The sequence below is a fragment of the Haloplanus sp. HW8-1 genome (assembly GCF_023703795.1).
GTDB lineage: Archaea > Halobacteriota > Halobacteria > Halobacteriales > Haloferacaceae > Haloplanus > Haloplanus pelagicus.
Genome location: NZ_CP098518.1, coordinates 2,389,540 through 2,403,255 on the forward strand (window position 1 = coordinate 2,389,540; position 13,716 = coordinate 2,403,255).

Sequence of the window (13,716 nt, forward strand, 5' to 3'; positions counted from 1 at the left end):
TCCATGAACGACAGTATGAAAACGGTCACGGTGATCGACGACGGCACCGAGCGGCGGCTAGCGACGGGAGAGGCGCCGATTCCGGACCCCGGACACGGCGAGGTCCGCCTGTCGGTTCGCGCGGCCGGCGTCTGCGGGAGCGACGTCGGGGCCTGGAAGGGGAAGTCGGTGTACGACTTCGTCGAGACGCCGCGGGTACTCGGCCACGAGTACGTGGGTGTCGTCGACGCGGTCGGCGACGGCGTCGCGAGCGTCGACCCCGGAGATCGCGTCGTCGAGCGGCCGCTCTACGCCTGTGGCGTCTGTCGGGCCTGCCGGCACGGCGACGAGCACGTCTGTGAGAACGTCGAGATAGCCGGGTTCCACTTCGACGGGGGGTTCGCCCCGTTCCGTGTGGTCTCCGCCAACGCCCTCCATCCCGTGCCCGACGGGGTATCCGACCGACGCGCCGCCGCCACGGAACCGATGGCCGTATCGGCCCGGGCCATCTTCGACCGGGCGTCGGTCACGCCCGGGGACGACGTACTCGTCCTCGGTGCCGGACCGATGGGCGCCTTCAGCGCCCTCATGGCCGACCACGGCAACGCCAACGTCGTCGTCGGTGGCCTCGCGGCCGACCGGGAGCGGTTCGACGTCCTCGAACGCGTCGGCGTCGCGACGGTCAACCTCGAACCGACCTCGCTGTCGGCCGTCGCCGCCGAGGTGGCCGACGGTGCCTTCGACCTCCTGATCGATGCGACCGGATCGGCGAGCGCCCTCGAAGGGGGACTCGACGTCGTTCGTCCCGCCGGCGAAGCGGTCGTCATCGGCATTCCCGGCGACGCGATGGGCGTGCCCTCTCCTTCCTTCGTCCGCGGCGAGAAGCGAGTGAGTGGCTCTTACGGGGCAACGGCGGCTGACTTCGAGCGCGCGCTCGACCTCATCGGGGGCCTCGACGCCCGGCTTGACCCCCTCCTCGTCGGGTACGACCCGAACGACCCGGCGGCGGCGTTCCACGACTTCGCCGAGGGTGCGGTCGTCAAGCCCGTCTTCGACATCCCGGAACTTCGGTAGTACCGGACCCGCCGGCCCCGATTCGACGCCGGCGACACGAACCGGGACGGCGCGAGCGGTTTTACGAAAATATTTATGCATGAACGAGAAAAAGGACTTCTGTCGAACATGGTGGACGATAATCAATCAAGTCGGATTGGAGAGCAGAACCGTCGCCGTTTCATCAAGGCAGTCACCGGGTCCAGCGTCGCGCTGGCCACGGGACTTGCCGGGTGTTCGGGCGGCGGAAGTGGTGGCGACGGCGGCGACGGCGGCGACGGCGGCGACGGCGGCGACATGGGCGACGGCGGCACCCAGACGACCAACCAGGCGAACGGCGACACCAACGGCGGCGAGACGACCGTCAAGATCGGCGCGCTCTACCCGCTGAGCGGTAACCTCGCACAGCTGGGCGAGGAGAGTTTCCGCGGCGTCGAACTGGCGGTCGAGGAGCGAAACGCCAACGGCGGCGTGAACGGCGCGCAGATCGAACTGGTCCAGAAGGACGCACCGGACGCCAACTCCGGTGTGAGTGCGGTCGAGAGCCTCACGAACGTCGAGAACGTCGACGTCATCGCCGGGAGCTACTCGAGCACCATCTCGCGGGCGTCGACCCAGCGTGCGGCCGGCTTCAACATGCCGTACTGGGAGCTCGGCGCCGTCGCGGACGTGATCACCCAGGAGAACCCCGGGAACACGTTCCGGACGAACCCGATGGCCTCCTTCTTCGGCGAATCCGGAGTCGCGACGACCGAGGAGGTCATCGCCCCCGCGCTGGAGAAGTCCGTCGAAGACATGAACGTCGCCGTGATGTACGAGAGCGGAGCGTACGGGAACTCCGTCGGTGGGACGGTGAAGTCCCTCTCCGAGGAGGCCGGCATGAACGTCGTCGCGGACATCGAGTACGACGCCGGCACGAGTGACCTCTCCTCGTCGATCCAGAAGCTCAAAAGCGCCGATGTCGACGTCATCAACCACACCGGCTACTCGTCGGACATCTACCTCCTCTGGAACCAGAGCGAGGACCTGGACAACTACATTCCGGCGGCCGTCGGCAACGGCGGCGGCTACTCGCTCCAGGCGTTCGTCGAGAACATCGGGACTCAGACGGCACTCGGCGTCTTCAACGAGGACTTCACGCAGTACAACACGAACCCCGAGTACGCGCCGGGCATCGAGGAGTTCGTCGGGACGTACAGCGAGGCGTACGGCGACCCGCCGCTGTCGGGCCACTCGCTGGCCAACTACTTCGGCATGAACGTCCTCCTCGACACGCTCGCGCAGATGGACTCCCCGAGCGACTTCACGCTCAGCGAGATGAAGGACGCGGCCCTCTCCCTCGACAGGGAAGTCGGCACGAGCGCGACGTCGTGGGGTGTCAGCTTCGAGGAAGGCACGTTGCAGAACACCCGTACCACGGTCACCGGTCACCAGTGGCAGGCCGACACCTACTCGGACGACATCTGGCACCCGGACCGGACGGACGGCACGGCGGACCTGTACACCCTCTACCCGGACGAGGGCCGCCTCGACTTCGCGGAGGTCAAGAACGTCCCCCGGCCCGAGTACCACCAGCAGTAACGACCCGCAGTCGACCGCGGCTCGGTATTTTTTCGACGACCGGCGCTTCCGACGGTGAGCCGCGACTGTCGCTCGCTCCGGCGCCCGAGAGACGACCCATCCTCGTCCCGTCATTCGGAGAAAAGAGGAAAAGACCAAGTAAGATACCGTCCAAGGTGTGAATCAGTATGCCAGACAAGACAGAGGCACTCGTGATGGAAGAGCCGGGCGAGTTGGCCGTCCACCAACTTGACGTCCCCGCGCTGGAACCGACGGATCTACTCGTCGACGTAGAACTCAGTGGCATCTGTGGCTCCGACGTTCACATGTTCGAAGGCGGGATGGACCTCGACTTCCCCATCCTACCGGGACACGAGTTCTCGGGCGTGATCGAGGAGATGGGCGAGGCGGTCGAGACCGACGCGAAAGGCGAACCGGTCGAAGTCGGCGACAAGGTCACGGTCGTGCCCGGTATCGTCTGTGGCGAATGCTGGTACTGTAACAACGTTCCCGCACGGCCGACGACCTGTGAGAACCGCGACGTGTACGGCTTCCTGAACACCGAGTACCGACAGGAGATCCACGGCGGGTTCAGCGAGTATATGATCGCCGACGGTCGGTCGAGTTTCTACAAGCTCCCCGACGACATGGACGTCGAACTCGGCGCGCTCGCCGAACCGCTCGCCGTCGCTACGCGTGCCTTCGAGCGCAGCTACGGTCCGGGTATCCCTGACGCCCGCGAAGGGTTCGGCGTCGGGAAGTCCGTCGCCGTGCAGGGTGCCGGTCCCGTCGGCCTGCTCGTCATGAGCGCCGCGGCCGCGGCCGGTGCCGGGCAGATCATCGCCGTCGACGCCATCGAGGATCGGCTGGATCTGGCCGCGGAGTTCGGCGCGACCGATCTCGTGGACATCACCGACTTCGACGGCGACGAGGACCTCATCCGGGGCGTCAAGGAGCGCACCCCGGGTAACGTGGGGCCGGACGTGGCAGTCGAGGCGGCGGGGATCCCCGACGCGTTCCAGCAGGGGATCGAACTCCCGCGCGACGGAGGGACGCTCGTCGAGGTCGGTCACTACGCCTACAGCGGCGAGACGGAGGTCAACCCGACCCGGGTCGTCCAGAAGGACATCAACATCCGCGGGAGCCTGGCGTACCCGCCGAACCAGTTCGAGACCGCCATCTCGCTGCTCGATCAACTCAAAGACGAGGTGCCGTTCAGGAAACTGTTCAACCACAAGGTCGGATTCGACGAGGCCGAGTCCGCCTACGAGAAACAGCAAAGTGGCGAGGCGTTCCGGGCGACGATTCACCCGTCCGGCGTATGAGGCGGCAACTCCTCGCGCCCGCGTCGTACGTCCAGGGGGACGGCGTCCTCTCGACGGGAGCCCCGTTCGAGGACCTCGCGGGCACGACCGCCTTCGTCCTCGGTGGGAACACGGCGCTCTCGACGACCGAAGACCGGATTCGAGCGGGGCTAGAAGCCGCCGGTATCTCCGTCGCGGCGGTCGAATCCGGCGTCGACAGCTGTACGTTCTCCCTCATCGACGACATGACGGCTGCGGCGTCGGCGGTCGACGCGGACGTCGTCGTGGGCGTGGGTGGCGGTGTCGCCCTCGATACGAGCAAGGGCGTCGCCGAGGCCATCGACGCGTCGCTGGTGACGGTGCCGACCATCGCCAGCACGGACGCCCCCTGTAGCTCCGTGGCCGTCGTGTACGACGAGCAGGGCAACTTCGACGGCTACGTTCATCGGGGTCACGACCCCGAACTCGTCGTCGTCGACACGGGCGTCATCGCCGCTGCTCCCTCCCGCTTTCTCCGGTACGGCATGGGCGACGCGTTCGCGACCCGCTTCGAAGCCGAGGCCGTCGCTCGCTCCGGCGCCCGGACACACGCGGGCGGACAGCCCACCGGAGCGGCGACGACGCTGGCCGGCCTGACGTTCCAGAACCTGGCCGACTACGGCGAACGAGCCCTCGCGGCCAACGACCGAAACGCCGTCACCCCGGCGCTCGAATCCATCGTAGAGACGAACACGCTGCTCTCCGGGATGGGGTTCGAATCCGGCGGCCTCGCCGCGGCCCACGCGTTCGGCAAGGGCTTCTCGAAGGCGGACGTCGACGCGCCACACGGGCTCCTCATCGCGTTCAGCACCATCGCCCAACTGGTCTTGGAGGATCGCGATCCCGATCTCCTGTCCGAGGCCCTCGGCGTCTATCACGACCTCGGCCTGGACAGGCGCCTCGATGACTTCGGCATCGACGACGACGCGGTCACCCGTGTCGCGGAGAACGCCTGCGGCGAGGACACGACGATGTCCAACGAACCGGTCGAGGTGACCCCCCGCGCGGCGGCGGACGCGCTACGCACGGCGGACGAACTCGTCGCCCGGTACTGACCGCATTCCTCCACTCCGTCGGCGGACTGTAGTGGAAAGCTATTAGGGACCGCCCACGGACCAACTACTATGCCCGACGATAGCGAGCGCACAGAGATCCACGAGTATCTGCTGTTGAACCGAGTCTTCGAAGAGACGGTCCTCGAAGTGTACGAGGACGAGGGGATCCCCGAACTCCCTCACCTCAGCATGGGACAGGAGGCGGTCGGCGTCGGCGCGACGTACGCCCTCGAAGACGACGACTGGCTCGCGCCGTCGCTGCGGACCCGCGCGGTGATGCTGATGCGCCTGTCGATCCGGGACGTCGTGACCGGGATGTACGGGACGGCATCCAGCCCCACCGAGGGTCGGGTAACCGAACACCATCTGGGCACCTCCGAGAATCACATCCTCGGCACGACCGGACTGGTCGGCAGCCACCTGAACGTCGCGGCCGGCGCCGCCCTCAGTGCCCGACAACTCGACGAGGACCGCGTCACTGCCGTGTTCTTCGGCGATGGGGGTGCCACGCGCGGCGAGTTCCACACCGCGATCAACTACGCCGCCGTCGAGGATCTCCCGGTCGTGTTCATCATCGAGAACAACCAGTGGATCGAGGAGACGCCGGCGTCGGAGGTCATCGCCGTCGAGGAAGACATCAGCGAGATGGCCGGCCACGACCTTCCGAAGGAAGTCATCGACGGACAGGACGTGGACGAGGTCATCGAGACCGTCTCGGCGGCGGCGGATCGCGCGCGGCGCGGCGGCGGTCCCACGCTGATCGAGGCCAAGACCTATCGCTACCGCCCCCACGCCGAGGTCATCCCCGAACGGCGCGACGAGGCCGAAATCGAGGAGTGGAAGGAACGCGATCCCGTCGAGGTCCACCGCGAACGACTGCTCGACGCGGGCGTGGCCGACGAGGAGTGGATCGAGGAGACGCGTGCGGAACTCATCGAGGAGATAGAGGCGGCCTTCGAGTTCGCGAAGGACGATCCGATGCCGGAGGCAGACGTGATGGACAAAGTCTACAAAGACATGGACGTCGACGAGGACGGAGGTGTCGTTCGATGACCGAGCAAACGGTCAGGGAGAGCATCAACGAGGCGCTCGCCGAAGAACTCGAACGCGACGAGCGCGTCTTCCTCTACGGCGAGGACGTGGGGGATTACGGCGGCCTCTATCAGGTCACCGCCGGCCTGCAAGAGCGGTTCGGCGAGGACCGCGTGTTCGACACGCCGCTCTCGGAGACGACCCTCGGCGGGACCGCCGTCGGCGCGGCGCTCACGGGGACGCGGCCGATCATGGAGATCATGTTCGGTGACTTCCTCTCCGTCATCGCCGACCATCTCATCAACTACGCCGCGAAGATGCATTTCAACTACACGGACGACACCAGCGTGCCGATGGTCGTCCGGACCACCTACGGGGGCGGCGACCAGTTCGGCCTCCACCACAGCCAGGACCCCATCCCGTGGTTCCAGAACGTCCCCGGGCTGAAGATGGTCGCTCCCTCGACGCCGTCCGACTACAAGGGCCTCCTCAAGTCGGCGGTTCGGGACGACGACCCGGTCATCTTCTTCGAGAACAAGCAGCGCTACGAGGTCACCGGCGACGTGCCCGACGAGGAGTACACCGTTCCCCTGGGCGAGGCCGACGTGAAACGCTCCGGCGAGGACATGACGGTCGTCGCCGTCGGCGGCATGGTAGACGTCGCTCTCGAGGCGGCGGAGTCGCTCGCGGACCGCGGCTACGACTGTGAGGTCATCGACCCGCGCACGGTCGTCCCTCTGGACAAGGAGACGATCCTCGATTCGGTGAAGAAGACACACGCACTGACCGTCGTCCACGAATCGGCCACGTTCGGCGGTATCGGGGGCGAAATCGCCGCGACAGCCGCCGACGAGGCGCTCTTCTACCTCGACGCCCCGGTCAAGCGCGTCGGGGCCCCGTTCACGCCCGTCCCGTTCGCGGAGAACCTCGAACAGGAGTACCTCCCCGACGAGGAGGACGTGGAGACGGCCGTCGTCGAAGCACTCGAGGTGTAGCCCGATGCAGAAACTCACGCTCCCGAAAAGTGGGCAGTCGATGACGGAAGGGACGCTCCTCGAGTGGCACGCCGACGTCGGCGACCCGGTCTCGGAGGGCGACCCCGTCCTCGATTTCGAGACCGACAAGATGGTCAGCGAAATCGTCGCCAACCAGGACGGCGTGCTCCTCGAAAGGGAGGTCGAGGCCGGCGAGACGATCCCAGTCGGAACGGTGCTCGGGTACGTCGGATCGGAGGGGGAGACGCCTTCCGACGGCGACGCCACCGAAGCAGACGCGACCGACGCCGGCGCCGACGAGAGTGACGGATCGGCAGCCGACGCGGGGACACCCGCGGAGCCGACCCCCGAACCGACGCCGGAGATGGCGGCGCTGTCGACCGACGAACCGGCGGCCGAGACGCCGGAGGGCGTCGTCCGAGCCACGCCCACCGCGCGCCGTGAGGCGAGGGAGGCGGGCGTCGAGATCGACGCCGTGGCGGCCGCGTTCGACACGAATCAGGTCACGCCCTCACACGTCGAGCAGCATCTCCGACGTGGATCCGCGAACGACCCGACGACACGCCCCGACACGGACCGGACGGACGAGGACATCCTCGGATCGCCCTGGGCGCGCGTCGTCGCGAGCGAGAACGACGTCACGGTCCAGCGCGTCGGCGAGTATCTCGGCAAGGATCGTATCCGCGAGCGGGACGTCCGGAAGTTCCTCGATGCGTCCGTGGCGACGGAGGAGGCGTCCGCGGAGGCCGCCGACCCGTCCGCCTCGACGACCGAATCGCCGACTGAGGCGGAGGTGGAGGCGGAGACTGCCCCGTCGGTGCGAGAGGAGATCCAGATCACCGGCGGCGAGAAAGTCATGCTCGATCAGATGAGCCACGTGGCCCAGAACTACGCGAGCACGACCACCGCCGCCCGCGTGGACGTCACCGACCTCCTCGATCTGTACGGGTCGCTCAAGCCGACCTGGGTCGAAGAGCAGGGTGATTCGCTGTCGTTGACCGCCTTCGTCGCCCGTGCGGTCGCCCAGGCTCTCCCCGACTACGCCCGCCTCAACGCGGAGTACCTCGAAGACGAGAACGCACTCCGTACGTACGACGACGTGAACCTCGGCATCGCGGTCAACAGCGACGACGGACTCATCGTCCCGACCATCCGTCACGCGGACCGACAGTCGGTCCGCGAACTCTCGCGGTCGATCGAGACTGTCGCCGAGAAGGTCGAGGAGCGGCAGTTGTCCCCGGAGGATCTCGAAGGCGCCACCTTCTCCATCTCCAACGCGGGTAGTCTCGGTGCGTACATCAACACCCCGCAGATCAACCCACCCCAGACGGCCATCCTGGGTGTCTGCAAGATCTTCGATGACGCCGGCGTCGTCGACGGCGAAGTCGTGCCACGAAAGCGGATGCACCTCTGTCTGACCTACGACCACCGCGTCATCGAGGGGGCGACCGCCGTCGAGTTCCTCCAGACGGTCAAATCGAGGCTCGAATCCCCGTCCTCGCTCCTTTCGTAGGGTTTGGAGATCGCAAAACGATCTCCCCTCTCGCGTGGTGTTTTCCCTCGCGGACCCCCCCGTCGCGGCGTCTCTGGTTCTCAACGGAGCCGACGGGTGATAATCCCCGTCGAGTGGAACGTTGCGTTCCTTCATGTTTTGTCATCACAAAAGCGACTCTCGCGGATAGTGATCGACGTCCCCCATCCCCCCGACTCCGCCACCTCACTGCTCGGAACGACGATACTCTCCGTGTGTCGGGACCGTAGCGCCGGACCGGATCGGACGGTTCCGCCGGCCCGCAAGTGACGTGGAGGGCGGAACACCGAGTCACTCGAACCTCGGATCGCCGGTTCGGTCGGATTCGGCCCCGAATCGTTTTGCGAGAGCCAAATTATATACGCTCGTGGTACTTCCGTTGGAGCAAGGATGGCCCGCAATACGGACGGACGATCGGTCAAGGCGGTCGAACACAGCATGGAGATTCTGGACCTGCTACAGCAGTCCGGTGGTGCCTCGCTCTCCACCATCGCGGACGCCGTCGACCTCGCTCCGGGCACGGTCCACACCCATCTCGCGACGCTGTCGACGTACGACTACGTTGTCAAACGCGACGGCCGGTACTACCTCAGCCCCCAACTCGTCACCGTCGGGGAGCGAGCGCGGAGCCAGGAGCCACTCTACGACGCGGGGAAAGACCCGATACAGAACCTGGCGGACGAGACGGGCGAGACGGCCCACCTCATCCGCGAGTTCGACTGTCGTATCCTCCCTGTCTACGAAGTGTTCGGCGAACGGGCGATCGGGGTCGACTACCACGTCGAAAAACGGGAACGGTTGGTTCGTCACCTCCACTGTACCGCCTCGGGGAAGGCGATTCTCTCCCAGTTGCCGGCCGAAGACATCGACCGGATCGTCGAACGGCACGGACTCGTCAAGCGGACGCCGAACACGATCGACGAGAAGGATGCCTTGCTCGACGAACTCGACGCGGTGGACGAACGCGGGTTCGCGATCGCCGACGAGGAACAGATGCTCGGCATCCGCGCCGTCGGCGTCCCGGTGATGCGGGTAGACGGCACGCCCGCTGGGGCGATTAGCGTCTCGGGCCCGACCTCCAGACTCAAGGGGAGTTACCTCACCGAGGAGTTACCCGAGATGGTCACGAGGGCCACCAACGTTACTGAGATCAAACTCAACCGCGAGCGCCGGAGCGACTCCGGAGGCAAGTGAACGACGCATCCGTTCTGGGCAGTGTCGCGAAGCCTCGGTGCGTCCACGGTCGTACCGGGGACGTGGTCCGTCGTCGCCGCGGGACCGCCTCGAACCCGGACGAACTGCCGTCGTTCTCCCGTGGATTACAAACATATCGTTGTAAAGGAATGTGGGTAGTCCGAGCGACGACTTTTCGACGCGACCGATTCCCCGGGTCGGCGAACGACCTTCGGTTCCGATCCTCTCCCCGGATAGCGTCGATACCGAGGGACCAACCTACCGACGACTGGACGGGGACGACTATCTACAGCCCGCACCGTATCGATTCTATCCGCCTCGTGGTCGTCGACACACCGTAATCGGCCTGTCGAGTCGGGGGCTCCGATTCCGGTTCGTAACTCGAGAGCATCGGACGTCCAATAAACATACGATAGAGTATAAAACAACTATAATACCAATTTTCAATGTGTTTTGTTGTGCTGAGTCTGATCACAGAACAAAACAATATTGGGAATATAGTTCTTATATATCTAATCTATTCGAGTTTATACTCCATTTTTGGAAAGCAACTGCGGAAAAAATTACTATAGATAAAATTAGACTTCGTGAACGATTCGTACAGTACAGTTCCGAGGATAAAGTCGATACAGACTGCCTCTAGGACGATTGAGTCCTCGGACTACCACACGTTGAAGCGAGTTTGGTGTCAAAGTTATCGGTAACTAGTGTATCATAGAAATATTATGTATCGTATGATGCCAATCGTCACTCCTCGACGGCCGATCCCCACCCGGTGCCATCGAGCCCGCGGACGAAGGATGGGACGGCGACACGCCACTCGGCGATAACCTCTCCACGTGCGTCTCGAACGAAGGGTCGTGGTACCCTGACTCTCGGAACTGTTATACCCGAAAGGGCCATACGTTTGTTTGCAATGTCAAACGGAACGGTTGATTTCTTCAACGACACTGGCGGCTACGGTTTCATTTCGACTGACGACGGCGACCTCGACGACGACGAGGACGTGTTCTTCCACATGGAGGACGTTGGTGGTGCGGACCTCGAAGAGGGTCAGGAAGTCGAGTTCGACATCGAATCATCCCCGAAGGGACCCCGCGCGACGAACCTCGTCCGCAACTAGCGACCACTTCCGCCTGTCGTTTGTAGCGATGGTCGGCAGTTCGTTTTTTCAGATCGTCACACTGCGTAGCCAACGCACTCCGTCCCCTCTGTCGTGAGTGCTTCGGACGTTCGGCGGGAGCGGGCTATAGAGCCTTTGTAAGTCATCGCACACCTGATCGTCGGACTGCGTGCGATCAGGTGTGCAAACAGTTCCAAACGCTACTATAGGAAGTGAAGCGGGACGGATTGGGTGTGCAAACCAAGACCTCCCGCTTCGCTGGCGATGGTTGTTTCGCTCGCCAAAACAGTCGTCGTTGGCGAGCCAGCTCCGGCATACCGACCCGGAAAGGGGGGGTATGCCGACCGGGCGATTCTCGCTGTGCAAGGCTTCAAAGAATCCCTCGACCACGATTACCGGACGCTGATGGATGTTCTGCGAGAAATGCCAAGGCTCGAAAACGCACCCGTCGAGAAGCTGACACAGACCGAACTTGCCGAGTGGCACGACATCCGGCGAAGAACCATCTACAGCTGGCTGATTCGACTCGATACTGACGAACCGCTTGAGCAAGCCGTGTCTGATGCTCGTCGATCCGGAAGATCACGACGGTCGATACCGCTCTTGACCAACCTCGCTTCCAAAGTGAGCAATTACTTCTAACGCCTACTGGCGCCGTTGCTCTCGTTGATGAACTCAAATCCGCCCCATGGTGAGGATCTACTACTGACATGTCGTGTGTTGTCAATTAACTTAATAAGGACGTATGTGAATCGTGAGAGGTAATGTCTCAGAGACTTGAAAACGAGACGGCAGTAGTGACCGGAGCGTCGTCGGGGATCGGTCGTGCCACGGCCCGGCAGTTCGCCCGTGAGGGAGCCAACGTCGTCGTCGCGACACGTCACCGCGAACCGCGGTTGGGTGGGGCACCGACGGTCGAACTCATTGAGGAGGAAGGCGGGGAAGCGATGTTCAAGCAGACGGACGTTCTGCGACTCGGTGATCTTGAGGACGCGGTCGACGCCGCCGTCGAAGCGTACGGTTCGCTGGACGTTATGGTGAACAACGCAGCCGTTTTTGAGACCCGACCGATCGAGGAGGTCGACGAGGAAAACTACGACTGGATGATGGACACGAATCTCAAAGGTGCGTTCTTCGGCTGTCAGGCTGCCATCCAGCAGATGGAAGCACAGGATGAGGGCGGAACCATCGTCAACGTCTCCTCGACCTCGGGCCTCTATGGACTCCCGGAGTCGTCGGTCTACTGCGCAGCGAAGGGCGGGGTGACGAACCTATCGCGGTCGCTAGCCTACGAGAAGGGACCGGAGGGAATCCGGGTCAATTCGGTCAATCCGGGGATCATCGAGACGGCGATGACGAAAGAAGACGAGGGCGAGCTCGTCACGTTAGCCGAGGAGGTTCCGCTGAAATACATCGGTGATCCCGAAGAGGTCGCGACCGTGGTCGCCTTTCTGGCGAGCGACGAGGCCTCGTACATCAACGGTCACAATCTCGTTGTCGACGGTGGGGTTACTATCAGAGAGGTCTGACGCCCTCTACCGGTTCGACTCTGGAACGGCTTCTGACCGATCGATTGCTGTCTCATACGGATGGGACACCGACCACGAGAGAAGTGTCGGGCAAGTTACTGAATTTGCCCGTAAATCTAATGCCCCGACAGGGATTCGAACTACGGTCGCGGCGAGGCCGCTCCCCGATTCGACTCCTGTCACGTACGGTTCGCTCGCGTCACGGAGTGACGCTCGCTGTAATGCTCCGACAGGGATTCGAACCCTGGTCATTGCCGTGAGAGGGCACACCTCGCTCACGAACGGAGACTGCCTGCAAGCACGGTCAATCCGGGCTTTTCTCGTCTATATTGGCTCAAACACCGTGGCTACCAGGTACTTTCCGGGGCTTTCTATATAAATTCCCGGAGCGATGCCCAACGGGCAACTTACATTGGATTAATAAATTCAATATTTAAACTGGTGCGTGTAAATCCCCATACCTAATTCATCAATAAAGTCAGATACAGCCACTTCTGTTCTCTCTACCTATTTTTACCCTTTCAGATGTATCATATACGATATCTTATTTTTCTCGTCGAGGCCGCACGAGGCCCAGTAACTCATCGGGTTGTTGCAACAACTTTTCGCGATCAGCTACAGTAATATCGGGGTTAAAATCCGAAACTTCGAGATCAATTCATGCAATCGGTTCTGTTGAAACCCTCAATCGCTGATAGGATTCACGGGGCGTGCTGAATACAGGGCGCGAGTCGGTCAGCGCCATCAGCACCGTTTCACGATCAAACCATACTCGTCTCAGCGGCGGGTACGCGAATCCCCGCAGTATTTGAATATCGCGGGAGACGACACGCTTGGTGCCCTCCATGATCGATGAGATCGTGTTCGGCGAGCCCTCCAGAGGGGTTGGGCTGGTTTTCCTCTGTGGTGCACTTCTGCTGGCCGGGCAACAGGCGTACTACGTCATTGTAGAAGGGGCGACGCCGTTCTATGCTAGCCTGTTTCTGATCGCTGGGATGGCCCTCTCAGGCATTGCCGAGTCCTTGCCGAAATCTCGCCGACGGGCTGCTGGTGCCCTGCGACTTACGGCGATCGCTGTACTGGTGAGTCTTCTCGTAATCGGCTTCGTCACGCCCGAACTCCTCTCAGCGTAATCGAGCCGGTCGGATTGAGTTCACCGCTCTTGCTACGAGTTCATTCCCACGGAGACTCTTTTGGAGTGACCGAAAAGACAAGAGGTGAAGTTGCTACACGCAACCTCTACATTCAGCACGAGGTTCCTGACAGCCTCGGGGTAGATTTCACGGGCCGTGCTGCATAGAGGGCGCGTATCTCCCACGATG

General features: G+C 63.2%; 11 protein-coding genes and 1 pseudogene. All 12 read left to right on the forward strand.

All coding sequences use genetic code 11. The features are described from left to right. The first annotated feature begins 3 nt into the window (after nt 1-3). Nucleotides 4-1,053, forward strand: a complete 1,050-nt coding sequence (locus NBT82_RS12660) for a zinc-dependent alcohol dehydrogenase (RefSeq protein WP_251328478.1) — start codon at nt 4-6, stop codon at nt 1,051-1,053. Nucleotides 1,054-1,161: 108 nt separating this feature from the next. After that, nucleotides 1,162-2,613: an ABC transporter substrate-binding protein gene (locus NBT82_RS12665; RefSeq protein WP_251328479.1), complete on the forward strand. Its 1,452-nt coding sequence runs from the start codon at nt 1,162-1,164 to the stop codon at nt 2,611-2,613. A gap of 167 nt (nt 2,614-2,780) precedes the next feature. Beyond that, a complete protein-coding gene (locus NBT82_RS12670) occupies nt 2,781-3,917 on the forward strand; it encodes a zinc-dependent alcohol dehydrogenase (RefSeq protein WP_251328480.1) in 1,137 nt (378 codons plus the stop codon). Beyond that, nucleotides 3,914-4,990, forward strand: coding sequence for a glycerol dehydrogenase (locus NBT82_RS12675; protein WP_251328481.1), 1,077 nt, complete (start codon nt 3,914-3,916; stop codon nt 4,988-4,990). The genes NBT82_RS12670 and NBT82_RS12675 overlap by 4 nt, the downstream gene beginning before the upstream one ends. A gap of 69 nt (nt 4,991-5,059) precedes the next feature. Next, a complete protein-coding gene (locus tag NBT82_RS12680; RefSeq protein WP_251328482.1) occupies nt 5,060-6,043 on the forward strand; it encodes a thiamine pyrophosphate-dependent dehydrogenase E1 component subunit alpha in 984 nt (327 codons plus the stop codon). After that, nucleotides 6,040-7,017 carry an alpha-ketoacid dehydrogenase subunit beta gene (locus NBT82_RS12685; protein ID WP_251328483.1) on the forward strand — a complete coding sequence of 326 codons (978 nt, stop codon included), beginning with the start codon at nt 6,040-6,042 and terminating at the stop codon, nt 7,015-7,017. The genes NBT82_RS12680 and NBT82_RS12685 overlap by 4 nt, the downstream gene beginning before the upstream one ends. A gap of 4 nt (nt 7,018-7,021) precedes the next feature. Continuing rightward, nucleotides 7,022-8,530, forward strand: coding sequence for a dihydrolipoamide acetyltransferase family protein (locus tag NBT82_RS12690; protein WP_251328484.1), 1,509 nt, complete (start codon nt 7,022-7,024; stop codon nt 8,528-8,530). A 408-nt stretch (nt 8,531-8,938) separates the two neighbouring features. Next, a complete protein-coding gene (locus tag NBT82_RS12695) occupies nt 8,939-9,742 on the forward strand; it encodes an IclR family transcriptional regulator (protein ID WP_251328485.1) in 804 nt (267 codons plus the stop codon). A gap of 916 nt (nt 9,743-10,658) precedes the next feature. Then, a complete protein-coding gene (locus NBT82_RS12700) occupies nt 10,659-10,865 on the forward strand; it encodes a cold-shock protein (protein WP_251328486.1) in 207 nt (68 codons plus the stop codon). A 456-nt stretch (nt 10,866-11,321) separates the two neighbouring features. Next, a pseudogene (locus NBT82_RS12705) lies at nt 11,322-11,456 on the forward strand (helix-turn-helix domain-containing protein); the annotation flags it as partial. A gap of 173 nt (nt 11,457-11,629) precedes the next feature. After that, entirely contained in the window at nt 11,630-12,394 is a 765-nt protein-coding gene (locus NBT82_RS12710) for an SDR family NAD(P)-dependent oxidoreductase (protein WP_251328487.1), read from the forward strand. Between the two features lie 836 nt (nt 12,395-13,230). Further along, the gene (locus NBT82_RS12715; protein ID WP_251328488.1) at nt 13,231-13,527 is read left to right on the forward strand and encodes a DUF8011 family protein; all 297 of its coding nucleotides are present in this window, start codon (nt 13,231-13,233) and stop codon (nt 13,525-13,527) included. Nucleotides 13,528-13,716: the final 189 nt, after the last annotated feature.

Bases quoted from the DNA above. Each gene is read 5' to 3' on its own strand.
- NBT82_RS12680 (WP_251328482.1), top strand. From the start codon at position 5,060: ATGCCCGACGATAGCGAGCGCACAGAGATCCACGAGTATCTGCTGTTG.
- NBT82_RS12665 (WP_251328479.1), top strand. From the start codon at position 1,162: ATGGTGGACGATAATCAATCAAGTCGGATTGGAGAGCAGAACCGTCGC.
- NBT82_RS12690 (WP_251328484.1), top strand. From the start codon at position 7,022: ATGCAGAAACTCACGCTCCCGAAAAGTGGGCAGTCGATGACGGAAGGG.
- NBT82_RS12710 (WP_251328487.1), top strand. From the start codon at position 11,630: ATGTCTCAGAGACTTGAAAACGAGACGGCAGTAGTGACCGGAGCGTCG.
- NBT82_RS12685 (WP_251328483.1), top strand. From the start codon at position 6,040: ATGACCGAGCAAACGGTCAGGGAGAGCATCAACGAGGCGCTCGCCGAA.
- NBT82_RS12695 (WP_251328485.1), top strand. From the start codon at position 8,939: ATGGCCCGCAATACGGACGGACGATCGGTCAAGGCGGTCGAACACAGC.
- NBT82_RS12675 (WP_251328481.1), top strand. From the start codon at position 3,914: ATGAGGCGGCAACTCCTCGCGCCCGCGTCGTACGTCCAGGGGGACGGC.
- NBT82_RS12660 (WP_251328478.1), top strand. From the start codon at position 4: ATGAACGACAGTATGAAAACGGTCACGGTGATCGACGACGGCACCGAG.
- NBT82_RS12670 (WP_251328480.1), top strand. From the start codon at position 2,781: ATGCCAGACAAGACAGAGGCACTCGTGATGGAAGAGCCGGGCGAGTTG.
- NBT82_RS12700 (WP_251328486.1), top strand. From the start codon at position 10,659: ATGTCAAACGGAACGGTTGATTTCTTCAACGACACTGGCGGCTACGGT.